General features: G+C 45.6%; 22 protein-coding genes. 2 read left to right on the top strand and 20 right to left on the bottom strand.

Translation table 11 applies throughout. The features are described 5' to 3' along the window. Window positions 1-27: 27 nt before the first annotated feature. The 14 genes from ispG to FHS86_RS11725 all read right to left on the bottom strand — a co-directional run bounded on the left by ispG (window position 28) and on the right by FHS86_RS11725 (window position 16,138). Window positions 28-1,881: a (E)-4-hydroxy-3-methylbut-2-enyl-diphosphate synthase gene (gene ispG, locus FHS86_RS11660; RefSeq protein WP_429413547.1), complete on the bottom strand. Its 1,854-nt coding sequence runs from the start codon at window positions 1,879-1,881 to the stop codon at window positions 28-30. A gap of 117 nt (window positions 1,882-1,998) precedes the next feature. Then, on the bottom strand, window positions 1,999-2,787 hold the full coding sequence (locus FHS86_RS11665) for a sensor histidine kinase (protein WP_429413550.1): 789 nt from the start codon (window positions 2,785-2,787) through the stop codon (window positions 1,999-2,001). A 141-nt stretch (window positions 2,788-2,928) separates the two neighbouring features. After that, entirely contained in the window at window positions 2,929-4,179 is a 1,251-nt protein-coding gene (locus tag FHS86_RS11670; protein WP_429413552.1) for a tagaturonate epimerase family protein, read from the bottom strand. A 19-nt stretch (window positions 4,180-4,198) separates the two neighbouring features. Further along, the gene (locus FHS86_RS11675; RefSeq protein WP_429413555.1) at window positions 4,199-5,659 is read right to left on the bottom strand and encodes a TRAP transporter large permease; all 1,461 of its coding nucleotides are present in this window, start codon (window positions 5,657-5,659) and stop codon (window positions 4,199-4,201) included. Between the two features lie 30 nt (window positions 5,660-5,689). After that, window positions 5,690-6,163 carry a TRAP transporter small permease gene (locus FHS86_RS11680; RefSeq protein ID WP_429413558.1) on the bottom strand — a complete coding sequence of 158 codons (474 nt, stop codon included), beginning with the start codon at window positions 6,161-6,163 and terminating at the stop codon, window positions 5,690-5,692. A gap of 3 nt (window positions 6,164-6,166) precedes the next feature. Then, window positions 6,167-7,162, bottom strand: coding sequence for a TRAP transporter substrate-binding protein (locus tag FHS86_RS11685; RefSeq protein WP_429413561.1), 996 nt, complete (start codon window positions 7,160-7,162; stop codon window positions 6,167-6,169). A gap of 87 nt (window positions 7,163-7,249) precedes the next feature. After that, the gene (gene gnd / locus FHS86_RS11690) at window positions 7,250-8,704 is read right to left on the bottom strand and encodes a decarboxylating NADP(+)-dependent phosphogluconate dehydrogenase (protein WP_429413564.1); all 1,455 of its coding nucleotides are present in this window, start codon (window positions 8,702-8,704) and stop codon (window positions 7,250-7,252) included. A 29-nt stretch (window positions 8,705-8,733) separates the two neighbouring features. Next, the gene (locus FHS86_RS11695; RefSeq protein ID WP_429413567.1) at window positions 8,734-9,714 is read right to left on the bottom strand and encodes a Gfo/Idh/MocA family protein; all 981 of its coding nucleotides are present in this window, start codon (window positions 9,712-9,714) and stop codon (window positions 8,734-8,736) included. Between the two features lie 14 nt (window positions 9,715-9,728). Next, window positions 9,729-11,012, bottom strand: a complete 1,284-nt coding sequence (locus FHS86_RS11700; protein WP_429413570.1) for a nickel-dependent putative hexonate epimerase — start codon at window positions 11,010-11,012, stop codon at window positions 9,729-9,731. Between the two features lie 31 nt (window positions 11,013-11,043). Then, window positions 11,044-12,060, bottom strand: coding sequence for a sugar ABC transporter substrate-binding protein (locus FHS86_RS11705; RefSeq protein ID WP_429413573.1), 1,017 nt, complete (start codon window positions 12,058-12,060; stop codon window positions 11,044-11,046). Between the two features lie 106 nt (window positions 12,061-12,166). Beyond that, entirely contained in the window at window positions 12,167-13,240 is a 1,074-nt protein-coding gene (locus FHS86_RS11710) for a sugar kinase (RefSeq protein ID WP_429413576.1), read from the bottom strand. A 135-nt stretch (window positions 13,241-13,375) separates the two neighbouring features. Beyond that, window positions 13,376-14,227 (bottom strand): SDR family oxidoreductase, encoded by an 852-nt coding sequence (locus tag FHS86_RS11715; protein WP_429413579.1) that lies wholly within the window; start codon window positions 14,225-14,227, stop codon window positions 13,376-13,378. 52 nt (window positions 14,228-14,279) lie between these two features. After that, on the bottom strand, window positions 14,280-14,960 hold the full coding sequence (locus FHS86_RS11720; RefSeq protein ID WP_429413582.1) for a bifunctional 4-hydroxy-2-oxoglutarate aldolase/2-dehydro-3-deoxy-phosphogluconate aldolase: 681 nt from the start codon (window positions 14,958-14,960) through the stop codon (window positions 14,280-14,282). Between the two features lie 143 nt (window positions 14,961-15,103). Then, window positions 15,104-16,138: a PfkB family carbohydrate kinase gene (locus FHS86_RS11725; protein ID WP_429413585.1), complete on the bottom strand. Its 1,035-nt coding sequence runs from the start codon at window positions 16,136-16,138 to the stop codon at window positions 15,104-15,106. 117 nt (window positions 16,139-16,255) lie between these two features. On the opposite strand from FHS86_RS11725, the gene FHS86_RS11730 reads away from it, so the two are divergent. Beyond that, on the top strand, window positions 16,256-17,284 hold the full coding sequence (locus FHS86_RS11730) for a LacI family DNA-binding transcriptional regulator (RefSeq protein ID WP_429413588.1): 1,029 nt from the start codon (window positions 16,256-16,258) through the stop codon (window positions 17,282-17,284). A 75-nt stretch (window positions 17,285-17,359) separates the two neighbouring features. After that, complete coding sequence (gene uxaC / locus FHS86_RS11735) at window positions 17,360-18,760, top strand: glucuronate isomerase (protein WP_429413590.1); 1,401 nt, start codon at window positions 17,360-17,362, stop codon at window positions 18,758-18,760. 153 nt (window positions 18,761-18,913) lie between these two features. Here the strand turns inward: uxaC and FHS86_RS11740 are convergent, their stop codons facing one another. The 6 genes from FHS86_RS11740 to FHS86_RS11765 all read right to left on the bottom strand — a co-directional run bounded on the left by FHS86_RS11740 (window position 18,914) and on the right by FHS86_RS11765 (window position 24,108). Continuing rightward, window positions 18,914-20,113, bottom strand: a complete 1,200-nt coding sequence (locus FHS86_RS11740) for a DUF4861 family protein (protein ID WP_429413593.1) — start codon at window positions 20,111-20,113, stop codon at window positions 18,914-18,916. A 2-nt stretch (window positions 20,114-20,115) separates the two neighbouring features. Continuing rightward, complete coding sequence (locus tag FHS86_RS11745; protein ID WP_429413596.1) at window positions 20,116-20,928, bottom strand: gluconate 5-dehydrogenase; 813 nt, start codon at window positions 20,926-20,928, stop codon at window positions 20,116-20,118. Between the two features lie 63 nt (window positions 20,929-20,991). Beyond that, window positions 20,992-21,333, bottom strand: coding sequence for a cupin domain-containing protein (locus tag FHS86_RS11750; protein ID WP_429413599.1), 342 nt, complete (start codon window positions 21,331-21,333; stop codon window positions 20,992-20,994). Window position 21,334: 1 nt separating this feature from the next. Then, window positions 21,335-22,177 (bottom strand): 5-dehydro-4-deoxy-D-glucuronate isomerase, encoded by an 843-nt coding sequence (kduI, locus tag FHS86_RS11755; RefSeq protein WP_429413602.1) that lies wholly within the window; start codon window positions 22,175-22,177, stop codon window positions 21,335-21,337. Between the two features lie 75 nt (window positions 22,178-22,252). Then, on the bottom strand, window positions 22,253-23,287 hold the full coding sequence (locus tag FHS86_RS11760; protein ID WP_429413605.1) for a LacI family DNA-binding transcriptional regulator: 1,035 nt from the start codon (window positions 23,285-23,287) through the stop codon (window positions 22,253-22,255). A 122-nt stretch (window positions 23,288-23,409) separates the two neighbouring features. Continuing rightward, window positions 23,410-24,108: an SIMPL domain-containing protein gene (locus FHS86_RS11765; protein ID WP_429413608.1), complete on the bottom strand. Its 699-nt coding sequence runs from the start codon at window positions 24,106-24,108 to the stop codon at window positions 23,410-23,412. Between the last annotated feature and the right edge of the window lie 164 nt (window positions 24,109-24,272).

Genomic DNA, 24,272 nt, shown 5'->3' on the forward strand with positions numbered 1-24,272 from the left:
GCCCCCTCATCTTTGTATTTGTTATGTTTATTGTTCCATCCAGTCACCGTTTTCACGGATGATTCTTTCCAGCTCAACAACTGCTTCGTCATGTGGAATGTGGCGCTTCAGCACTTTTTGTCCTTTGTACAAATTGACCTTGCCACGGCCTGAACCTACAAAGCCATAATCGGCATCGCCCATTTCGCCCGGCCCGTTGACCACACAACCCATAATACCAATTTTCAGGTGTTTGAGATGTGCAAAGTGCTCTTTAATCTCACGGGTTGTTTTGTGCAAATCGAACTCGGTACGGCCACATCCGGGACAGGAGATGAATTCTGACTCAGAAATGCGCATTCGCGTAGCCTGTAGCAGGTAGAAGCTTGTATTCTTCAGGTCGGAATAAAAAATATCGTCATTCTCGTTGGTAATCAGCACCCCATCGCCATAACCGTCGATAAAGAGTCCGCCAAGGTCGGTGGCTACTTTCAACTGTAAATCCTGCAGGTTATGTTCGTTGTAGTTGGCCCAAAGCACTACCGATAGCCGGCATATAATCGATTCGAGCAACATAAAAAAGGCCCGCATGTCGGCATAGCGGTTGGCATTTTCCGACTCAAGTAAAATGACGGCTTTTCGTTCGGCCTTCAGTTTGGTTACAATCTCGGGGTTATCCTTGCGAAAAGCTACAAACTCCTTGCGGCTGCAGCGAATAAAGCGGTGCGTACTCTGATAGATATCGTTGTACAGATAATCTTCGAGTGTAAGGATGGGAAATTTTCGTCCCTTGCGGTTAAGCACCGATTTTCCGTCAAAATAGTAGTCGGGTTCGGTACGTCCGTTCAGGTTCGAAACTTCGAGTATGCTGTTTTCATTTAGCGAAGCAATTACAATGGGCAAGCGGCGGTTTCCGATTTTACGCACCGGACGACCGTAACGACGTTCGTACTCAAAGGGATTGATTTGTGCAAAAACGGGTGCTTCGATCTTTTCATGTCCTTTTCGGGCTTCGACCACCTTAATCAGCTTACGTCCGTAAGGAATTTCGTTTTCGGGCGCTTCTGTCAGCGACACCCTGATGGTATCTCCAATTCCGTCGATGAGCAGCGTACCAATTCCAACGGCCGATCGAATCCGTCCGTCGTGTCCTTCACCTGCTTCGGTGACACCAATATGGAAAGGATATTTCATGTCCTCGAGCCGCATTTTGTAGTTCATCAACCTGACGGTGTAAACCAAAATGCGCACATTCCACGACTTAATCGAGATGACAATTTTATTCAGCCCGTGCTTCTTAAAGATGCGCAGGTATTCCATTACCGACTCCACAATTCCGGCCGGGGTATCGCCATAGCGGCTCATGATCCGATCGGAAAGTGAACCATGGTTGGCTCCGATCCTTACAGCTGTATTATTTTCTTTACAGGTATTGATAAAAGGAAGTAAAGCCTTTTCCAGCTTGTTCAGTTCGGCCCGGTATTCCTCGTCGGTATAAATATAATGGTGAAACTGGGCACGTTTATCGTAAAAATTACCCGGATTGATCCGGACTTTAGATACGTAATGTGCAGCAATTTCGGCTACTTTAGGATTAAAGTGAACATCGGCAACAATGGGTGTCTTATAGCCCAGGCCCCTTATCTGTTCTTTTATGAACTTCAGATTGTGGGCATCTTTGGTCGATTTTACAGCAATACGAACATAGTCGGCACCGGCCTTCACAATTTTAATAAATTGCTCAACGGTTGCCGCCGTGTCCATGGTGTCGGTATCGGTCATCGATTGTAACCTGATCGGGTTGGAAGCACCCATGGGGACTCCACCGATATCGACCTCCACGGTTTTCTCTCTCCGGTACTCTGTAAGGCTTTTACAATAATTGAAGTTCTTATCCTTCATAAAATATCCCCGCTTTATTGAACCAGCAAATTTAAAACTTTAGTAACAAAAAAGAAAACATCGGCTTTACAAATAAACTGACGAAATTTGGCTCAAAAATAATGTATTTTCAGGCAATTAAATCGATTTGCCATCTTGCTTTTTAGAAATCATCCGATGATCGGGCACCGAAATACGAAAAAGAGACCCCTCTCCCTCTTTGGGCAGATAGGTAATCTCACCTCCCAGCAGTGTTGCAAGTCCTTTGCAAAGATTCAGATCGAGCCCCGAGCCGGCTACTTTTCTCGATTTTGATACCTCTTCTACTGTAAAACGATCAAAAAGATTGTGACGGATGGCTTCGGGGATTCCAATTCCTGTATCTTCTACCGTGAACACAATACAGCGGCCCTGATGTTCGTAATGTAGTTTGATCCATCCTTCCTTGGTAAATTTGATGGCATTATCAATCAGTTTACTCAGGATGCGCTCTATCACTGCGGGCGATGATTCAACAATCAGTTCTTCACTAATCAGATTCTCGAGAAAAAGCTGAAGGTTTTTGGCTTCGGCTTCCTGCTTGTATTTCACGAACAACTCATACAACAGATCATTCAAATCGAAAGCCTCGGGATAAACCTTGTATTTTCCGGAAACAATGCGGGCCAGATCGAAAACATCGTTTAGAATTGAAAGCAGCATTTGGCTACTTTCGGTAATAACACCTGCATGAGCCTTGCATTCATCGTTTAACGAATTATTTTGCATCAGCATTTCGGAAAAACCCCAAATACCATTCAGGGGTGTTCGAATTTCATGACTTAAATTGGCAAATATGACCTTTATAAGATGATCTTTTTGAGCCAGTTCTGCTTTTAACTCTTCATTTTGTTTTCGAAATTTCTCAAGCTCTTTTGCATTGTTCATCTCAGCTTTCCCTTAATTATTGCTAAACCGGTGATTAAGCGCTGTAAGTTAAAATAATCGCTTACAGTTTCAAAGTCTTTCGTTGCGTGTTCAATAAAAAAAAGCGGGCCCGGGTCCCGCTTTCTTCTATTTTACTATTTGTTAGAAGTTTAAACGTTTCATGTGTCGTTCAAAAATATTCTCAAACACCTGCTTCTCGATATTGCTTTCAAATTTTTCAAGTGCCTGGTAAAAAGTTGCTCCTTTTTGAGCTGCTACTTTATAGCCAACGTGAACAAGCTGTCGTAAGTCGGGATTAAAGTCAGCACAGCTTTGATCATGAATCAGTGCATTTCCTAATTGTTCTCCACTCCATTTGGCAACCAGATCGGCCGAAGGCAGGTTGGCCAATTTGATATCGATTACCGAAGCATAAGGAGCTGTCAGCTCTTCCATTTTCTTGTAAGCAGTGGCATACACCTCTTTGGCCAGTTCAAGACCTTCGCCCCCCGAAAGTGCGAGGCCTGCAATTTCTTCGAGCCAGGTAGTACCTGCCGTTTTGATATGAATGCCGGTATCGTGTTTACGAACCAAACGACCAATTACAGGATAGATGGCAAATTTATCGCTTCCCGAGTGTACACTCAGTTTAAGGTTGTCGGGTAGTCCGAATTCACTGATGGCATGTTTAATCACCAGCAGGTCCTGCTCAAATTCCTTTTCAAACTGATTCACGTCGCCCACATAGTCAACACCCTTGTTGAAACGTCCTGAAAAGCGGGGCGCAATGGTTTGCGCAGGCACTTTGTAAGTTGCCAGTAATTTCAGAATAAAGAACAGATCGAGTGGCGATTGTGGTGTATCGGTCTCATCGCACGAAACTTCCGGCACAAAATTTCCTTCACCCTTTTTCTCCACCAGATAGCTGTATACTTTTGATGCCTCTCCCATGGCTTTCAGATAGTTTTTGGCAAAACTATGGAGCCATGCTTCACTCACCTCAAACGATTCGTCGATACCGGGAATGCTAAGCTGACCAATGTATTTCCGGTTTTCGGCAACAAAAGCGCCTAGTTCACCTTCAGCAGCCGCCTCGCCGATATAATCAGCCACATCGATGGTAAAAAAGTCACAGGGCTCAATAAAAGCGTCGACGTTTTTTAAATTGATGTGATCGGCATCGCAGAAATAATCACCGGTCCAGCCCAGTGCTTTGACAGCAGCATCGGCCTCAACACGTACTTCGGCAGGTTGCGTTCCAATGGTGGTATGCTCACGGTGCGACTTATTCCACACCGGGGTAATATCAAGATTTAATTGTTCTTTGGCTGCAATAAAAGCTTTCAATTGTGCTTTTCCCTGGTGTCCGAAACGGTCACCAACACCAAATGAATATTTTCCTATTTTTCTCATAATTATTTAGTTTAAACTATTATACTCCAAACAAACGTGGGAACCACATGCTGATTTCAGGAATGTAGGTAACCAGCAACAATGAAATAATCATTACAATGAACATCGGAATAAGTGGTTTGATCACCTTCTCGATCCTCACATTGGCCACACTGCATCCGATAAACAAGACCGATCCAACCGGTGGAGTACACAAACCCACACTCAGGTTCAACACCATGATGATTCCGAAATGGACCGGGTCGAGTCCCAGGTTGGTTACAATGGGTAAGAATATCGGGGTAAAAATCAGCACGGCTGGTGTCATATCCATAAATACACCAACGACCAGCAGGATAAGGTTAATCACCAGCAATATTACAAACTTGCTGTCGCTTAAGCCCAGTAAGGCTTCGCTCACATTTTGCGGTATGTTTTCGTAGGCCATGATCCATGAAAGGCCAATACTGGCTGCAACCAGCAATAATACGATCGAGGTTGTACGCACTGAGTTCAATATCACTTTGGGCATATCTTTTAACGAAATTTCGCCATAGAGCAAAGCCAGTATGAAAGCGTACAAAACGGCAATGGCCGATGCTTCGGTTGCGGTAAAGAATCCGGCAACAATACCACCAATAACAATCACCAGTAAGAACAAACTGGGGATGGCATCCCATAGTATCTTAAAAGCACGTTTTGCACCCTTCGGACTTCGCTTTACCTTGCGTCCAAAAAGGAACAGGATGACACCAATAATTGCTGCCAAAGCCAGTTGAAACGAAAGGGGTGAAACGCCATTCAAATGATACATTCCAATACCCGCCATAATAATAACGGCAGTTACCAAAAATATTTTTAGCAAGGTAGTCGATACCGCCTTTAAACCCTTTTGCTTGTAAATGAGCATACTCATGGCCATCAGCATGATGGAAACCCCGGTAAGGATTCCGGGCAGATAACCGGCAAGGAACAATGCGGTAATGGAAGCGCCTCCACTGGCTAATGAATAGACAATAAGCACATTGCTGGGAGGAATTGACAAACCGGTTGTTGCCGAAGTGATGTTCACAGCTGCACTGAAACTTTCATCGTACCCTTCTCGCTTCATTTCACCTTTCATGATGGCGCCAATGGCCGATGCCGATGCCGCTGCTGAACCTGAGATGGCCCCGAAAAGCATGTTGGCAAAAACATTGACGAAAGCCAAACCAGCCGGCCATTTACCTACAATTACCCGGGCAAGGTTGATCAGGCGCATCGCAATGCCCCCGCTGTTCATTATGTTTCCTGCCAGAATAAAAAACGGGATGGCAAGCAGGGTAAAACTATCGAGCCCCGTCCCCATGGTGTGTGCAAAAGTTGTTAATGCCGGGATGAAATCAATACTGACCAACATGGTCAGTATACCTGCGATTCCGATACTGAAAGCAATCGGAACACCAAGCACCAGCAAAACAACAAAACTCACTACCAATATTATGATTCCAAGAAATTCCATATTTATATGATTAAATCTGTCAGGCAGATATTATTTCTTCTTTTTAATATTCTTTCTAATAATTTCATTTGAATAATATGCCATCAGCAAACCACTTATTGGCAATACCAGATAAACATATCCCAAAGGAAGTCGTAAGGCCGACGAAGCAACATCGAGCTGAAAGCGGGTAATTGAAAGCCAAAGTCCACCAACTACCAGCACCAGGACGGCAAATAACAGAATCACCAGATTGATAATAATAATCATTACACGCTGCCGTTCGGGGCTTGAGCGCTGCAACAGCAAATCGATGGCCAGATGTTCCTGCTTGCCGTGTACATAAGCAGCTCCCAACATGCCTACCCATATTAAAAGAAAGCCTGCCAGCTCATCGGTGAATGAGCTTGGAGACGCAAATACGTATCGGCTGATAACCTGCCACAGCACGTCTATTACCAGAACACTCAGGAAAATTATCACTGCATATTCCAGTATCTTGTCAATTTTTTCTCTTATTGTCATAACCTAGTCCTCAACTGCTTTAATTCGTTGAATCAAATCGTACAACTCTGGTTTCGAGCGATAGGATTCAATCATTGGTTCAACTTTTTTGGCAAACGGTGCTTTGTCGGGATAATTGATCACAACACCTGCTTCCTGTACTTTTTCCAGCGATTCTTTTTCCGATTGGGCCCACACCTTACGCTGACTGGGGACCGACTCGTCGGCTGCCTGCTGGAGCCACTTTTTTTCCTGCTCAGTCAGTTTGTTCCAAACAACGGTACTAACAATGAGTACGTCGGGAACCATGGTGTGCTCGTTCAACGAATAGTATTTACAAACTTCGTAGTGGTGCGAAGTGTACAAACTGGGAGGATTGTTTTCGGCTCCGTCGACAACACCGCTTTGCAGGGCGGTGTACAATTCACCCCACGAAATCGGGGTAGGAGATCCTCCCATGGCGCGCACCAGTCCCATTGCTGTCTGACTTTTCATCACACGCAGTTTAAGACCTTGTAAGTCGTCGGGTGTTTCAATTGGTTTATTCAGGGTATAGAAACTTCGTGCTCCTGCATCGTAGAAGCATAAACCACGAACTTTGTATTTTTCGGTGCTCAATAAAAGCTCTTTGCCAATTTCTCCGTCCAATACATTGAACGAATGCTGCCTCGAACGAAAAATATAGGGCAGTCCCAATACCTGAAAGTTATCGGTAAAACTTTCCAAAACGGCTGCCGATACCTTTGTAATGGCAAGACTTCCAATTTGCAACATTTCAACATTTTGCTGCTCAGAGCCCAACTGACCACTGGGATAGATCTCAATTTCCATTTTTCCTTCCGAAATCTCATCAAGCCGTTTGGCCATTTCAACCATCCCCTTATGTACTGGGTGGCTGGGTTCCAATCCGTGAGCCAGTTTCAAAACGGTATGTTCTTCTTGAACCTGGCAGCCCGTAAAGAAAAACAGGATCAGGGGAAGGATCAGAAGATAATTTGACAAATTTAGATTTTTAGACATTCAACTTTGCTTTTTAATTGTAATATCCGGGAACAACAAAGATCGTCATTCCCGGATTTTAAAACAGATACATAAATTGTAATTCAATTATGCATTATAAGTAGAAGAGGCAGTATCGCCTCCGCGTCCGGTCCAGTTGGTATGGAAGAATTCGCCACGGGGCTTATCGATCCGTTCGTAGGTGTGAGCTCCAAAGTAATCGCGCTGGGCCTGCAGCAGGTTGGCTGGCAAGCGCTCGCTGCGGAAACCGTCGAAATAAGCCAAAGCTGACGACAGGGCAGGTACAGGAATTCCATTGGCCACAGCAGCCTGAATAACCCTGCGCCATCCGGCCTGAGCTGCTTCAATTTTTCCTTTGAAATAATCGTCGAGCAAAAGGTTCTCGAGCCCCGGATTTTTATCAAATGCTTTCTTGATATCGCCAAGGAAGGCAGAGCGGATAATGCAACCACCGCGCCACATCAGTGCAATTCCACCGTAATTCAGGTCCCATTTGTATTCTTTTGCCGCTTCGCTCATCAGGTTGTAACCCTGGGCATACGATACCATTTTAGCACCAAGCAGTGCACTTTCAAGGTCATTGATAAACTGTTCCCTGTCACCTTCAAATTGAACGGCAGGACCATTCAGTACTTTTGACGCTTTTACACGCAGGTCTTTTTGTGATGAAAGTATCCGTGAAAAAACAGCTTCACCAATCAGGGTCAATGGAGCACCCACATCGAGGGCCGCAATTCCGGTCCATTTACCGGTTCCTTTTTGCCCTGCAGTATCAAGAATTTTTTCTACCAGAGGTGAACCATCTTCATCTTTGTATCCGAGAATATCGCGGGTAATTTCGATGAGGTAGGAATCGAGCACACCCTCATTCCAACGGGCAAACACATCATGCATTTCGTCGTGTGTCAGTCCGAGCATTTCATTCATAACCTGGTAGGCTTCGGTAATGATTTGCATGTCGCCATACTCAATTCCGTTGTGTACCATTTTCACAAAGTGGCCTGCACCATCTTGTCCAACCCAGTCGCAACAAGGACTTCCGTCTTCCACCTTGGCAGCAACCGCCTGGAAAATATCTTTAACATGTGGCCATGCAGCATCCGATCCGCCTGGCATCATCGAAGGACCTTTGAGGGCTCCTTCTTCACCGCCCGAAACGCCGGTTCCGATAAAAAGCTTTCCTTTGCTTTCAACATATTTGGTGCGGCGAATGGTATCGGGGAAATGCGAATTCCCACCATCGATAATGATGTCGCCTTCTTCAAGGTGAGGAAGAATGAGGTCGATAAAGTCATCGACCGGTTTGCCGGCTTTCACCAGCATCATCACCTTACGGGGACGTTCGAGTGAAGCACAGAGTTCCTCAATTGAATGAGCTCCGATAAAGTTTTTTCCGGCACCACGACCGTTCATAAATTTATCTACCTTATCGACAGTACGGTTAAACACTGCCACGGTAAAACCTTTGCTTTCCATGTTCAGCACCAGGTTTTCACCCATTACTGCCAAACCAATTAAACCGATATCTGCTTTTTTATTCATAATTTGTAGTTCTTATATTGCTAATGGTTTTATTTCGAATAATAACTTTTCACTATTTCGTCGAGCACTTTGCTGGTACGGGCCCCGCTGATCCCGTCACTCACGGCTTTTTCGTTCCCCTGCAAAACAGCATTGATGTGCCTGATCATTTCGAGTTGAACATGCTCGGGCCTGGGGAATTCAAATTTTTGAGTGCCTTCGGAAGTTATCAGCTCTACGGGTACAAAATCGAAGGTTGAAAAAACAATCCTTCCCTTACTTCCAATAATTTCAATTACATCCTTGTCGTTAACAGCAGCAGCGTTAAAGCACCAGCTTCCGTTTCCCACCACCCCGTTTTCAAAGGCAAAGGCCACCGAAAGTACGTCTTCGGCGGGGTACAAAGCGGCCTGATTGGCCACCACCGACACCGCCTTTTTAACCGGGCCAAAAATGAAATCAAGAAAATCGAACTGGTGCGATGCCAAATCGAAGAAGTGACCTCCACCGGCTATTTCGGGCAGGACACGCCAGGGCAGGTTGTTGCCATCTTCAAGCGGATGCTTGAAAAGCTCTACCCGCACCATGCGAAGGTCGCCAATTGCACCCGCATCGAGCAAAGCCTTCACCTTGACAAAGCCGGGCAATAAACGCCGGTAGTAGGCTACCATTACCGGTACGTTTTTTTCGGCTGCCAGCTGATTGATCCTTACACACTCCTCATAGGTCCGCGCCATTGGTTTTTCGATGTAAACCGCTTTCCCTGCTTCAATGGCCTTGATGGCATACATGGCGTGGGTCGAAGGAGGTGTGGCCACATAAATGGCATCCACTTCGGGATGCGCAATCAGCTGATCGGCATCACTGAACCAGTATGGCACCTGATGCCTTTGGGCATAGTCGGCTGCCTTTTGAGCATCACGACGCATTACCGCAGTCAGTTCAGAGCCGGGAACCTTGTTAAACGCAGGTCCGCTCTTTACTTCGGTAACATCACCGCAACCAATTATGCCCCATCTGATTCTCTTCATTGCTGCATTTTCAGTTATTCAAAACGATCTTCGTGTGCCCACAGCCCAAGCGCCGGATTTGAAATGTAAAATATTTCTTCCCCGTCGGGCAGGGTATTGAAACCGTTTTTAAGTTTTTCAGGATTGTACCGGGCAGTCATTTCATCGTAATCGGCCGTGGCAAATCCAACGCTTTCGATTTCTTCACGGCTGAGGTTGCCCTCCTGCTTTCCGGGACAATAAGTAATGTTGAAACGCCCTTCGGAAGAACCGTGAATAAGGTGAGCTGCTGCTCCCAGGTTGGCTTTCAGATCGTCGTTTTCGTCGACAGCCTTCAAGGTAGCCGGTGTTCCAAAATAACCATACTTTCGTATCAGGGTATCAATTTGCTTGTCCTCGCCAAATTCTTTCAACGCCGGAGCCAAAACAATCAGTTCACCGCCATCGGCCATGGCCATGCGGGTACGGTAAATGCTTTTGTTACCAAGCCAGGTACTTTTGAATTCAGTTGGATCGAGCCATACCACCACTTTTTTCAGCGGTTTTTTTACCATGTCGAAGTTTACTTTCAGCGACAGTTCGGCTGCTTTTTGGAAAACTTCAAAATCATCGCCGATAAAAATTCCGCGTGTGGCCAATTTTCCTTCGTCGTCGACTCCAACAACCGTTTGCACATAAACAATGGGCAAATGTTGCGCAAATTGCTCACTTGCGTAATTAAAGACCTTACGAACGGGCGTATCGGCACGGCCCATCATGCGTTCCATGCCATAGGCAGCACCAATAAAATGGCTTTTGTTGATTCCTTCGGAACCACCGGTGCCCACAAAAATATTTTTGTTGTAATTGGCCATTCCAACCACTTCGTGAGGAACTACCTGTCCGAGGGAGAGAATAAGGTCGAAACCACCCTCCTGCAATAATTTGTTGATTTGAGCCGGCCAGCTGAAATTGACTTTTCCATCCGAAACCTTTTCGATGAACTCGCCGGGAACTTCGCCCAGGGTGATTACATCGTTGCGCCAGTCGTGCACTCTGAAAAGAGAAGATGGCACCCCGGGGAACATGTGTTCAATCTGATGAGCCGTCATTGCGGTATGTGTACCTAAAGCTGGTAAAATATCGGTCAGCTTTTCGCCATAGTATTGCCAGGCAAAAGCGGTAAGTTCGCCAGCTTTCGATGGCAACCTCGTATAATCGGGAGGTATGGCCAGTACTTTATTTTTTGCTCCCAGCTTTTCGAGTGCAGCAAACAGTGCTTCTTTCAGATCGTTGTCTGTTAGTCGTGCTGTGGGAGAACCTGATTCAAAATAGATCATTATTTACAATTTTAACGTGAATGGCAAAGGTTTATTGTTTGCCAAATACTTGTTCGCGGGTGTAAACGCCGCCACCAATCATTTGCTGTTCAAAGTTTGAACGATCGACCACAAGCGGCTCAAACAAGCGGGCAGGCACATCCTTTCGTCCGTTATTGACTGATTTGTCAAATCCTTTTGCTTCACCGGTGCTTACCAAGCCTACCACCAGGTCGACAGCACCATAGGCCAAATCCTTAATGGGCTTTGAAACCGACATGGTCATTCCGTCGTTCAGCATTGAGTGCATAAATTCAAGCGTTGCATCCTGGCCGGTAATTATTACTTCACCGGGTTGGTATCCATGTTCAATCAATGCATCATAGGCACCCAGTCCAAGTGGATCGTTGCAGGCGATTACGGCATCAATCTTTTCGGGATAAAAATCGAGTATTTTATCCATCTGGTGCTTGGCATTGGTATAGGTCCAGCCTTCGACATAGGTGCGGTAAACGTAATTCATGCTAACATCGCTGCTTTCGATGGTTTTTTCGTGTCCGTTTTTCACAAACACCGCATTGGCATCGGAGGCATCGCCCCACAAAATGATGCAATTTCCATTGGGTGCATGTTTCTCAACATATTCAACCATCAATCGCCCCACCTTTTCATATTCAAACGAAACCAGATAATCTAGATCAGAGTTCTTGATCAGGCGGTCGTATGCAATAACAGGAACATCATAAGTATGTGCCTCGCGAACAATTCCCGCAGCCGTATTTTGGTTGGCCGCAACAACTATCAAGGCATCAACTCCTTCAAGCAATAGCTCGGAAGCCTGTTTTAGCTGCATATTTTCGTCACCTTCAGCATCTTTCAAAACTATGGTAGCTCCTATCTGCTCAGCTCTTTCCTTAACATAGGCAATGTCCATTTGCCAGCGCGAACTGGTGGTTGAGTGAATGAGAAAACCTATTTTCACATCCTTGCTATTTCCCAGCGGTCCGCTACATGACAACAAAAAAAGCATTACAGCAAACATCCCCAATTTCACAATTTGCTTCATCATTTCATTTTTTTCAGGTTAGTGCCTTAAATTATAAAAAAGCTGACAGAAAGTATGCGGGATCTTCAATTCTTTAAGTCCGAAATACGAAAAATGTCATCGTTCAACTTTAGCGCTTCACGCGGGCATTGCCTTCCCAGATGCTCCAAACCATTTCTTCGTCCGATGGCTGTGCATAATCGGTAAGGAAAGTTGTTGCCAGCGCACCGGTTGCCCATCCAAACTGTATCCATTTTTCAGGATTCCAGTCTTTCAGAATTCCGTAGAGCAAACCACCGACAAAACCATCCCCTCCGCCAATGCGGTCGAGCACGGTAATTTTCCGCGGTTCAATTACTTCCCACTGATTGCCGGCCAGCATGATGGCCCCCCACAAGTGTTCGTTGGTGCTTACCACTTCACGAAGTGTGGTGGCAAATACGGATGCATTGGGGAAGGTTTTTTTAACGCGGGTAATCATTTCCTTGAAGCCGTCGATCTTGCTTTTGATTCCCTTTCCTCCGGCTTCGGGGCCTTCGATACCCAGGCATAGTTGAAAATCTTCTTCATTACCAATAAGAATATCGGACACCGAAGCAATCTCGGTAAACATTTCGCGAAGTTCTTTTTCGCGTCCCTTCCAGAATGATGCACGGTAATTGAGGTCAAAGGCAATGCGGGTCCCGTATTTTTTTGCTGCACGTGCCAGCTCCAGACAAAACTGACTGGTTTCGGGCGATAAGGCGCCAATCAGGCCTGAAAGATGCACTATCTGCACTCCTTCTTCACCAAAAATTCTTTCAATATCGAAATCCTTAACATTCAGGGTGCGGCCTACTTCGCCTGCACGGTCGTTTTGAACCCGTGGTCCGCGTGAGCCATAACCGCTGTCGGCAATGTTGAACTGATGACGGTAGCCCCAGGGATCGCCCTGCTCAACTTCCGGTCCTTCGTAATCCATGTGACGGCTGCGAAGGTTGCTTTTGATAAACTGGGCTACCGGACTCCCCTTCACAAAAGTGGTTAATACTTTTACCGGCAGGCCAAGGTACGAGGCAATGCTTGCTACATTGGTTTCGGCACTGGTGGCCTGCATTTTAAACGTATCGCTGGCATGCACCGGTTGTCCGTTTACGGGAGTAATACGAACCCCCATGCTGGTAGGAACTACCAGTGAGTATTTATATTCTTTTCTAAGTTCCATATTTATTCTGTTTAGTTGTTTCTGAATGTAGGTGGAAAAAGTCATTGGCCATTAAGTCATTGGCCATTAAGTCATTAAGCATCAATAACTTTTTCCTAATGACTCAATGACTTTTTCATTGACTTAATGACTTTCTTAAACACCGCTATAGGCACTAAATCCACCATCGATGGGCACTACAATGCCGGTAACAAATTTCGACATGTCGCTCAAAAGGTAGATGGTTGTACCGATCAGTTCTTCAATTTCACCATAACGTCCCATGGGGGTTCCGTTGATAATTTTCTGCCCCCGCTCTGTTGGCTTGCCACCTTCGTCAATCAGCAGAAAACGGTTCTGATTGGTAAGGAAGAAACCCGGAGCAATGGCGTTTACACGTACGCCTGTTTTAGCAAAGTGTACTGCCAGCCACTGGGTAAAATTATTGATCGACGACTTGGCTGCCGAATAGGCCGGAATTTTGGTCAGCGGCCTGAATGCATTCATTGATGAAATGTTAAGAACACCTCCGGCACCCTGATCAATCAAATCCTGTCCAAAAACCATGGTAGGCAATATCGTTCCTTTAAAATTAAGGTTGAAAACATGGTCAAAGCCATCCATTTCAAGGTCGAAAAAATTGCTTAGTCCTTCGTCATTCCCGGGTACAATTTCTTCGGCCTGGGTGGTTGCCTTGGGCGAATTTCCACCGGCACCGTTGATCAGAAAATCGATGGTATCGACAAAGCTTAAGATTCTCTTTTTGGCACTCTCGAGCGAGCGTTTATCAAGCACATTGGCAAAAAATCCTTCAACTATCTGATCGGGAAATTTTGCTTTCAGTTCATTGGCACGTTCAATGGCACGCGCTTCGTCAACGTCGAGCAACATGACGTTCATTCCTACTTCGCAGAGGCCTTCGGCCAGGGTGCTGCATATCACGCCACCGGCTCCGGTCACCACTGCGGTTTTACCTTCTAATCCTAATAATTGATTGGCTGAAATCATTTTTTGAATGATTTTATAAGTTTATACAATTTACGATCAAAAGCTGACGGTTTTATTTGCCGGCGCTTCTGATTTGCTGAATTAGCTCAAGGGTTTCTTTCACCTTTTGAGCCAGTCCTTCAAAATCTCCGGTTTCGATGTATTCCTTTTTCATCAACTGGCTTCCCATTCCAACACAGGTAGCTCCTGCATCGAACCAGGCTTTCAGATTGTCGTATTCAGGAGTCACACCACCCGAAGGCATGATGTCGGTCCAGGGACACGGGCCTTTTACTGCCTTAACAAAGGCTGGTCCGCCCACCTGAGACCCCGGAAAGATTTTGATCAGTTCGCATCCCAGTTCTTCGGCCTGATTAACTTCAGACACCGATCCACAGCCCGGCGACCACAACACCTTGCGGCGATTGCAGGCTTTGGCCATTTCGGGATTCATCAGCGGGGAAACAATAAAATCGGCTCCCAGCTGAATATAGAGCGATGTGGTACCGGCATCGATAACCGATCCCACGCCAAGTGCCATTCCCGGCAACTCGGCTTTGGCATATTTCGACAATTCGGCAAAAACCTCATGGGCAAAGTCGCCCCGGTTGGTGAATTCGAACGAACGGGCACCACCGTCGTAACAGGCTTTTACCACCTTTTTACATTTTTCAACATCGGGACTGTAATAAAGCGGTACCATCCCGTTTTCTTTCATCTTGAGGAAAACCTCTATTCTTGAATATTTAGCCATTTCTTATTTAATTAAAGTCATTAAGGAAAAAGCCATTGGTCATTGAGTCATTAAGTCATTGGTCATTGGTCGATGAAACAGTAATAACTTTTTTCTAATGACTTAATGACTTTTTTACTGACTTAATAACTTTTTCCTTTCATTTATCTTGCTACTCTTCCGGAGGCATCGCCACCCATCAGTTTTTCTACTTCATCGACTGTAACCCTGTTGTAATCGCCATAAATGGTGTGCTTCAAACACGAGGCAGCAACAGCAAAATCAAGGGCTTTCTGATCGTTTTCGGGCCAGGTAAGCAGGCCGTAAATTAATCCGCCCATGAATGAATCGCCACCGCCAACACGGTCAACAATGTGTGTGATCTGGTAAGTTGCTGCTTCAAACAGTTTTGAACCGTTCCACAGCACTCCCGACCAGCTGTTGTGACTTGCACTGACCGATCCGCGCAAGGTGGTAATTACCTTCTTACAACGGGGGAATTGCTCCATTATTTGCTTTGAAACCGATTCATAAGCAGCACCGGTCACTTCGCCGGCGGTTACATCAACGCCTTCGGCTTTAATGCCCAGTACCTTTTCGGCATCTTCCTCATTACCCAGAATCACATCGCAACCGGCCACCAGTTCAGGCATGACTTCGCCGGCAGTTTTTCCGTACTTCCAAAGATTCTTGCGGTAATTCAAATCGGTGGAAACAGTAATACCTTTGGCATTGGCTGCCTTGATGGCTTCGAGACAAACATCGGCTGCCCCCTGCGAAATAGCGGGAGTAATTCCTGTCCAGTGAAACCAATTTACTCCTTCGAATACCTGATCCCAGTCGATCATTCCGGGTTTAATTTCTGAAACAGCCGAGTGAGCACGGTCGTAAACCACCTTGCTTCCACGGCTCACAGCGCCACTTTCGAGGAAATAAATACCCAGTCGTTCACCTCCCAATATCACCTTGTCGACCCCAACACCAAATTTTCGCAAATCTTTTAAACAAGCCTTTGCTATGTCGTTGTCAGGCATACGGGTTACAAAATCAACATCGATTCCATAATTGGCCAGCGATACCGCTACATTGGCCTCTCCACCACCAAAAGTGGCCGAAAAATTATCTACCTGATCAAAACGAAGAAAACCAGGGGTTGCCAAACGCAACATCACTTCACCAAATGTTACAACTTTACTCATACTGCTTCAATAGATTTTTTGATTTATTTTTAGACAAAATTAGAAAAAGAAAATCATAATGCAAACGTTTGCATTTATTTTTTTATCTTTGCTTCATTATTGGAACGAATCAACATTATGGTAAAAAAACAGGCTACCATTCAGGATATTGCCCGCGCATTGAACATAACAGCATCGACCGTTTCGCGTGCTTTGAACGATCACCCCAAGATCAAGCAAAGCACCAAGGAACTGGTATGGAAAACGGCCGGTGAACTCAATTATCAGCCCAACACCATCGCATCGAGTTTACGACGGGGAAAAGCAAATACCGTTGGGATGATCGTACCCCGCATCAACCGTCACTTCTTTTCCAATGTGATTACCGGTGTTGAAAGTGTACTGAACCCCGCCGGATACAACCTGATCATTTGCCAGTCGGAAGAAAACCTCGAAAAGGAACAACAAAACATCAATACACTCATCGCCAACCGCGTGAGCGGCATTTTGATTTCCTTTTCACTCGAAACCACCAGCTTCGATCATATTCACCGGGCTTTAAGAAATAACATTCCGGTGGTATTGTACGACCGCACCAGCGATGAGCTTGACTTGTGCAAGGTAGAGAATGATGACTTCAGCGGCTCATACGACCTCACAAAGCATCTGATTGAACAAGGCTATCGTAAAATGATGTGGATTGGCGGAGCAAGATCGTTTAACACCTACAAAAACAGGTTTGGCGGCTATCAGAAAGCCTTAGAGGAAATTGGCATTGATGCCGATCAACTTCCTGTTTATGAGGGCAGTATCGCACTGGAGACTGCTTACGAGTTCATGAAGTCATTTCTTGAAAATCATCCCCTGCCCGAAGTCATCTTTTCGGCTTCCGACTACATGGCCATGGGTGCCATGATGGCCATTCAGGAACGTGGACTGAACATACCCGGCGACATTGCGCTGTCGGGCTATTCGAATGAACCTTTTGCCGCTCTGACCAACCCCAAGCTTACCTCGGTGGAGCAATTCAGCAAGGAAATGGGTAAGGAAACTGCACAAATGCTGCTTGAACAAATACAAAAGGAGAACAAAGAAAGAATCCCCCGTAAAATCATGATCAAACCAAAACTGATCATCAGGGAATCGACTTTAAAAAATAAACAATAACCCACTGTTTATCTTCAACAATAGCTGTACTTTGCAGTAAAAGTTAAAAACAGTGATCAAAAAAAACAGCAAGTGATGAAAAAATTTATGGATGAAAATTTCATGCTGAATTCAAAATCAGCTGAACGTTTGTATCATGAGTATGCAAAGGAGATGCCGATTATCGACTATCATAATCATCTCCCCCCTCATGAAATTGCCGGTGATGTTAATTTCAAAAACCTCACCCAGATTTGGTTGTATGGCGACCACTACAAGTGGCGGGCCATGCGTGCCAACGGAATCGACGAGTCGCTGATCACCGGCAAGGCACCCGATTATGACAAGTTTGAACAGTGGGCAGCCACCGTTCCCTATACACTGCGTAATCCGCTCTACCACTGGACCCACATGGAACTTCAGCGCTATTTCGGAATTAATGAACTCCTGAATCCCAAAACGGCAAAGGCCATTTACGATCAAAGCGAAAGCATGCTGCAGCAGCCCGATTTCTCGGTTCACAGCCTGTTGAAGCGCATGAAGGTAGACACGCTTTGCACCACCGACGATCCGGCCGATTCGCTTGAATACCACATTCAGCTTGGCCAGAACGATCCCGGCTTTAAAACCCTGCCTACCTGGCGGCCCGACAAAGCCATGAATGCCGACGATGCCACGGCTTACAACCTTTACCTCGATCAGCTGGGAGCGGCTGCCGACATCGAAATTCTCACCATCGATGATCTGCTTTCGGCTTTGCAAAAACGACACGATTTCTTCCACGAAGTGGGTTGCCGGATTTCGGACCACGGCATCGAAGAAATTTATGCCGAAGATTTTACTGCTTCGGAAATCGACGACATCTTTGGAAAAGTAAGGGCCGGAAACCAGCTCGACCGGGAAGATCTGCTTAAATTCAAGTCATTCATGCTGCTCGAGGGAGCCAAAATGGATCATGCTTCCAACTGGACACAACAGTTCCATTATGGCGTAATGCGCAACAACAACAGCCGCATGTTTGCACAATTAGGCCCCGATACCGGTTACGACTCGATTGGCGACTTCAAAGTAGCCAAAGCCATGGTGAAATTTTTCAACACCCTTGAAAGCAACGATCAGTTGGCCAAGACCATCATTTACAACATCAACCCCGGCGATAACGAAATGATTGCCACCATGCTGGGGAATTTCAACAAAGGCCCTGTGGCCGGAAAAATTCAGTTCGGTTCGGGCTGGTGGTTTCTAGATCAAAAGCAGGGCATGATTGAACAAATGAATTCCTTGTCGGCACTCGGACTCATCAGTAAGTTTGTGGGCATGCTCACCGACTCGCGCAGCTTCCTTTCCTTCCCGCGCCATGAGTACTTCCGCCGTATTATGTGTAACCTTTTCGGCGAAGACATGGAAAATGGCGAACTGCCCAATGATTTCGATCTGGTTGGAGGAATTGTTCAGGACATCAGCTATAACAATGCCAAAAACTACTTCAACTTTTAAAGGCATTTGAAAATAAGGCTTTAATAGGAGGAAAATAAAATCGTTTCCTCCTATATCTTTTTTTAATCACTTGATGTTTTTTACCGAAGTCCTTCAACTAAAAAGAGCCTGTCCTTTCGAACAAGCTCTTCAATACTGTTTTAATTCTCTTACTTATTCAACAAGCAATTCAACTTCAAGCTGGCTGCACTCAAAGTCTACAGCCTGTTTAAAACCACTTTTAGTGGCATGTTGCTGATCTTGTTTCTCCCAGCCGGCCATGAAATAAAATTCAACTGGCTGCTGTGTTAAGGGCAATGCAGTGTAAAAGGTCTGGGTGATGCCTTCGCCTTCCTCGGGTGCGGTATACACTGTCAATTCACTTTGAGGAAGCATTATCGCCATTCCCAGCTTTTCACCGTCAAAAGCCTGATTGTCGTGCGTATAGAAATACGAGAACTTTTCATTGCTTTGGCTGTACACCGAATCGGCGTGCAGGTTTACGATTCCGGTGACCAGTTTGGCATCTTCGATGCCTTCGACCCATACCTGGCTTTTGTAATAGGGTTTGCCGGCTTCGATTGATATGCGGTGTTTTACATTCACGGTTTGTCCGTCAATTTCAAGACCTTCGAAATCGAGATCAAAAATCGAACGCAGTGGTCCTTCTTTGATCAACATATACGTTCCCTTGCCACCCGGGCCAATACGATGAAGGCCTGTAGCGGTTTCCAGTGCAATGGCGCCGGATCCCAGCGAATTGCCCACCTTCAGAATATCCATTCCCCAGGGCTGTAACTCGTGATAACTCGGTCCATCTTTTAAACCACAGCCATCGAGCGCCATGTCGCGGGTGGTTTTTCCATAAATGTCCATTCCGTTGCGTTCATCGAAATAGTTACGAAAGCCAACTACATCGTTTTCCCAACCCGGTCCTTCAAACTGAAAAACCTTCTGGGTTACATTGGTGTCGGTGGTTTTCAACCTTTCGGCTCTGGTAAACTCCTTCGAGGCGTCGTTTTTATCAGCAAAACGAATGTTGGTTTTAACCGGCATTGTTTGCGGAACAAAATCGATGGTCAACGAAAGGATCTCGCCTGCATCGAGGTCCATCTGGGTAAAAAGCTGATCCCATTTTCCATCGTTATCGATGTCGTCGAGCTGAGCAGGAAAGTTGGCTCCATCGGAAGATACGAGCAGGGCAGTTTCTCCTTCGGGAAGTGCACCCAGGCTTTTCTCCAGCATGGAACGTTCCATTTCGACTGATTTTTGAACCAGCTTAACCGAAGAGCCATTGCTTACATTGATCGATTGCTCACTGCCACAGGCAGCCAGCAATGCGATCAGACCTACAAATAAAATGTTGGTTTTCATAGCTATTCAGGTAAGTCGTTTTCACCTTTCACATAACCAAAATTGGCCAGGATGCCGCCATCGACATAAAGTACATGACCATTTACAAAATCGCTGGCTTTCGACGCCAGGAAGAGCGCTGCATTACCAACATCCTCGGGTTCACCCCAACGTCCTGCCGGTGTACGTGTCATTACCAGATCGTTGAAAGGATGACCGTTGACCCTGATGGGTTCAGTTTGTGAAGTGGCGATGTAGCCGGGTCCAATTCCGTTAATCTGTACATTGTATTTGGCCCATTCGCAGGTCATGTTTTCGGTAAGCAGTTTCAAACCACCTTTTGCTGCGGCATAGGCTGAAACACTGTTACGGCCGTACACACTCATCATTGAACACATGTTGATGATTTTTCCGTATCGACGATCAATCATTCCGGGTGCAACCCGCTTGGCTACAATCAAAGGGGCAACCAGGTCGACATCGAGTACCTGTACAAAGTCTTCGATGGGCATGTCGAGAATTGGGATTCGCTTGATAATTCCTGCATTGTTAACAAGAATGTCGACAGGTCCCAGATCATTTTCAATCTGACTGATTGCCTTGTCAACTTCATCCTGTTTGGTAACATTGAAAACAAGGGTATAAACATCGATCCCGTCTTTTGCATATTCTTTTTTGCACTCGGCCAGTTTTTCTTCCGACAAATCGTTTACACACAATTTGGCGCCGGCTTTGGCCAGTGCTTTTCCAACGGCCATACCAATGCCATGAGTACCACCGGTAACCAGTGCTACTTTACCGCTAAGGTCGAATAATTCTCCTATAAACTGATTCATATTTTTTTCATTTAAGCCATACAGAAAGCGTGAATGCCATACTGCACAGTGGTTATTATTTTATTATAAGAAATCTTCACGCAGGGGCGTGAAACAATCAATGAGTTGCACATGGCCGGTGAGCCGCTGAATGGTATGGGGCACTCCCGAAGGAATGGCAAAATGATCACCGGCTTTCAGGTGCTGCTTCTCCTCATCGGCCACAAAAAGGTAGATTTCTCCTGCCACAACATACGAAACCTGCTCGTGAGGATGAGAATGAAAGGGGTCGGGTGAAGCGGTCGGGCCATCGGTGAACTCGATGTTCACCATCATCAGCTTTTCGGTGCTGATAATGCGGCGTTCGACTCCTTCGGCCACTTTGGTGACCTCCATTTCATTGTATTTACCGACAAAATGAGCCATCTTACTTCAGGGTGTTGGGTTGACGTACGTCCATGTCGCCATAGTCGAGGTTTTCGCCTGCCATGCCCCAGATAAAAATATAGTTTGAAGTTCCGGCTGCGCTGTGAATACTCCATGATGGAGAAAGCACGGCCTGCTCATTCTGCATCCAGATGTGGCGGGTTTCATCGGGCTGCCCCATGAAATGACAAACGGCCTGGCCTTCGGGTACCTGAAAATAGAAGTAGGCTTCCATACGGCGGCTGTGGGTATGAACAGGCATGGTATTCCATACGCTGCCCTCTTTCAGTTCGGTCATTCCCATCTGCAGCTGACAGGTATCAATTACATCCTTAATCAGCAACTGGTTGATGTTGCGCTCGTTCGATGTTTTCAATGATCCCAGGTGCAACACATTGGCATCGCCAAGCGTCACCCTTTTGCTGGGATATTCCTTGTGTGCAGGAGCTGAATTAATGTAGAAATGGGCTGGATGGTTCTTGTCAAGCGATTCGAACACAACTTTTTTAGTCCCACGCCCAAGATACAGCGCATCTTTAAAGTTCAGTTCGTAGCTTTCATTTTCGGTAACTACCCTTCCGGCACCACCAACATTGATAATTCCCATTTCGCGACGCTCCAAAAAGAAGTCAGCTTTCAGATCATCGATCGGATCAAGCTCAAGCACCTTGTTCACTGGCACGGCACCACCAACAATGTAGCGGTCGTATTGTGAATAAGTCAGCGAAATCTGATCGTCTACCATGACTTTCTCAAGCAGAAATTCTTTGCGGATTCTTTCGGTATCATACTTTTTAAAGTCCTCGGGATGGACTGCATAGCGGTTTTCACTTTTTACTGTCATATTCTTCTATTTTTTATGATTAAACAAAATTGAACAATCGATTGCGCCAGTTACAGCACGAAACGATTGCTGTTCTTATATTTCTTCTTTATTCCGAAGGGTCGATTCCCTGATTATTAATTTCGGCTTGTAACTTACCGAACTGGTAAACTCCTGAACCTGGTCATTCTCAAGTCTGGCAATCAGCATTTTTGCCACGCTTCGGCCAATTTCTTCACTGTGTTGCTCCAATGTTGTTATCGCTGGTTCAACCAATTCGGTAAATGGCTCGTTGGCAAAACCGGCAATGCCTATTTGTTCGGGAATTGCTAGTCCATATTTCTTAAAAACCAGCAAAGCGCCCAGTGCCGAAAAGTCGCTGGCCGAGAAAATGGCTTCGGGGAGTTGGCCCGAACGATAAAGCTGTTCGGCCACCCGTTCACCTTCAACCCGCATCAGCACATTCTCGAAAACCATGCTGCTGTTCACCTCAAGCCCTGCTTCATTCATGGCTTTCAGGTAGCCCTGGTAACGATCGGCATATACATTGATATGCAGGGGCCCTGTAAAATGAACGATCTTACGGTAACCTTGTTCGATCAGGTGCCTTGTAACTTCATAGCCCCCCGAAAAATTATCGTTCATTACATGATCGGCTTCTACATTTTTCAGTACCCTGTCGAAAAAAACAATGGGTACCTTTTCGTGCATAGCGGCCACGATGTGCTCTTCATTCAGTGTGCTTGTTGAGATGGACATGATGATGCCATCGACCCGGTTGTTGAGCAGGGTTTGGATGCTGCGGCGCTCGTTCTCATAATCTTCGTTGGTCTGACAGATCATAAGATTGTAACCCGCTGGATTGGTGATGGTTTCCATCCCGGCAATGGCATGCGAAAAAAAGTGCCGGTTAATACGTGGTATGATCACTCCGATGAGTTTGCCCTTTCCTTTTCGCAAATTGGAAGCCAGATGATTGGGCTTATAATTCATCTCGAGGGCCGTTCGTTTAACCAGCTCACGCGTTTTCTCACTGATGCGGCTGTAATCATTCAGCGCCCGCGAAACGGTCGATGCCGACATATTGAGCCGGGCTGCAATATCGTGTATGGTTACTTTGCGATTTTCCACAGTGCAAAGATAACAATTTAATGCAATCGATTGTACAAATCGATTGCATTTTTATATAACACAAATATTCAGCCTGTTAACAAAAAGGCAGGCAGATCAATTTCGGAATCGCTTGAAAGGGATTATTTCAGTTCAAAATAAAGCTGGACATTGTAAGATAGTCTGATGGCTTCGAACTGGATATCGGGCACTTCTACAACTTCTGAAAGTGCGTCGCTTCGCTTGGCCATCATCATCATATTGGTATTGCGTACCGGACCGTAAAAGCTTTCGTTCTCCCGAATATACAGGGCCCTTCCGATACTTTGTCCTGCCGCAGCCGCCAGGTCGGAAGCTTTTTCCTTTCCGGCTTTTACCGCATTGACCTTGACTTCACGGCGAAAATCTTCAATTTTTGAGTGATCAACGCGATCGATACCAATATTCGAAATTCCAATTTTTTCCAGCTCACGCATAACAGCTCCCGCAGTTGGGGCATCATGAACGAGCAATTCGTATTGCTTCGAGCTGAAAATATCATCCTTCTTCAACCAGTAAGATTCAAAATTACTGGCCAGATCCTTCATGGTAAGGTTTTCCTCTACTTTCAACTTCTTTAGCACCTCATACATTTTGTTTTCGAGGACCTCAACCGATTGTTTTCCCTTGTTGTCGACTTCCTTAATGGTGATGTTCAGATAAATTTCATCGGGGGTAAGATCCATCTCGGCCTTCCCGGTTACTTCAATGTAATTTTGATCGATAAAGTTTTTGGGGCCCTGGGCGCTTCCAATTACAGTGATCAGCATCAGCGATGCCAGTACTATTCCAAATGCTTTCATGCTTACTATTTTTTTAGATGATTATTTCTTAAAACGAATGATGGGACAAACAAATTCTGTACCGCATCCATAAAATACCTGTACGCGCATTTCAAATGAATCGTCAGGCAGGTTCAAGATACATTAAAAGCCTAATTGGTTGTGTTCAAGCTAAAAAAAAGAGC

The sequence above is a fragment of the Roseimarinus sediminis genome (assembly GCF_050433125.1).
Lineage (GTDB): Bacteria > Bacteroidota > Bacteroidia > Bacteroidales > Prolixibacteraceae > Roseimarinus > Roseimarinus sediminis.

Bases quoted from the DNA above. Each gene is read 5' to 3' on its own strand.
- ispG (WP_429413547.1), bottom strand. From the start codon at position 1,881: ATGAAGGATAAGAACTTCAATTATTGTAAAAGCCTTACAGAGTACCGG.
- FHS86_RS11665 (WP_429413550.1), bottom strand. From the start codon at position 2,787: ATGAACAATGCAAAAGAGCTTGAGAAATTTCGAAAACAAAATGAAGAG.
- FHS86_RS11670 (WP_429413552.1), bottom strand. From the start codon at position 4,179: ATGAGAAAAATAGGAAAATATTCATTTGGTGTTGGTGACCGTTTCGGA.
- FHS86_RS11675 (WP_429413555.1), bottom strand. From the start codon at position 5,659: ATGGAATTTCTTGGAATCATAATATTGGTAGTGAGTTTTGTTGTTTTG.
- FHS86_RS11680 (WP_429413558.1), bottom strand. From the start codon at position 6,163: ATGACAATAAGAGAAAAAATTGACAAGATACTGGAATATGCAGTGATA.
- FHS86_RS11685 (WP_429413561.1), bottom strand. From the start codon at position 7,162: ATGTCTAAAAATCTAAATTTGTCAAATTATCTTCTGATCCTTCCCCTG.
- gnd (WP_429413564.1), bottom strand. From the start codon at position 8,704: ATGAATAAAAAAGCAGATATCGGTTTAATTGGTTTGGCAGTAATGGGT.
- FHS86_RS11695 (WP_429413567.1), bottom strand. From the start codon at position 9,714: ATGAAGAGAATCAGATGGGGCATAATTGGTTGCGGTGATGTTACCGAA.
- FHS86_RS11700 (WP_429413570.1), bottom strand. From the start codon at position 11,012: ATGATCTATTTTGAATCAGGTTCTCCCACAGCACGACTAACAGACAAC.
- FHS86_RS11705 (WP_429413573.1), bottom strand. From the start codon at position 12,060: ATGATGAAGCAAATTGTGAAATTGGGGATGTTTGCTGTAATGCTTTTT.
- FHS86_RS11710 (WP_429413576.1), bottom strand. From the start codon at position 13,240: ATGGAACTTAGAAAAGAATATAAATACTCACTGGTAGTTCCTACCAGC.
- FHS86_RS11715 (WP_429413579.1), bottom strand. From the start codon at position 14,227: ATGATTTCAGCCAATCAATTATTAGGATTAGAAGGTAAAACCGCAGTG.
- FHS86_RS11720 (WP_429413582.1), bottom strand. From the start codon at position 14,960: ATGGCTAAATATTCAAGAATAGAGGTTTTCCTCAAGATGAAAGAAAAC.
- FHS86_RS11725 (WP_429413585.1), bottom strand. From the start codon at position 16,138: ATGAGTAAAGTTGTAACATTTGGTGAAGTGATGTTGCGTTTGGCAACC.
- FHS86_RS11730 (WP_429413588.1), top strand. From the start codon at position 16,256: ATGGTAAAAAAACAGGCTACCATTCAGGATATTGCCCGCGCATTGAAC.
- uxaC (WP_429413590.1), top strand. From the start codon at position 17,360: ATGAAAAAATTTATGGATGAAAATTTCATGCTGAATTCAAAATCAGCT.
- FHS86_RS11740 (WP_429413593.1), bottom strand. From the start codon at position 20,113: ATGAAAACCAACATTTTATTTGTAGGTCTGATCGCATTGCTGGCTGCC.
- FHS86_RS11745 (WP_429413596.1), bottom strand. From the start codon at position 20,928: ATGAATCAGTTTATAGGAGAATTATTCGACCTTAGCGGTAAAGTAGCA.
- FHS86_RS11750 (WP_429413599.1), bottom strand. From the start codon at position 21,333: ATGGCTCATTTTGTCGGTAAATACAATGAAATGGAGGTCACCAAAGTG.
- kduI (WP_429413602.1), bottom strand. From the start codon at position 22,177: ATGACAGTAAAAAGTGAAAACCGCTATGCAGTCCATCCCGAGGACTTT.
- FHS86_RS11765 (WP_429413608.1), bottom strand. From the start codon at position 24,108: ATGAAAGCATTTGGAATAGTACTGGCATCGCTGATGCTGATCACTGTA.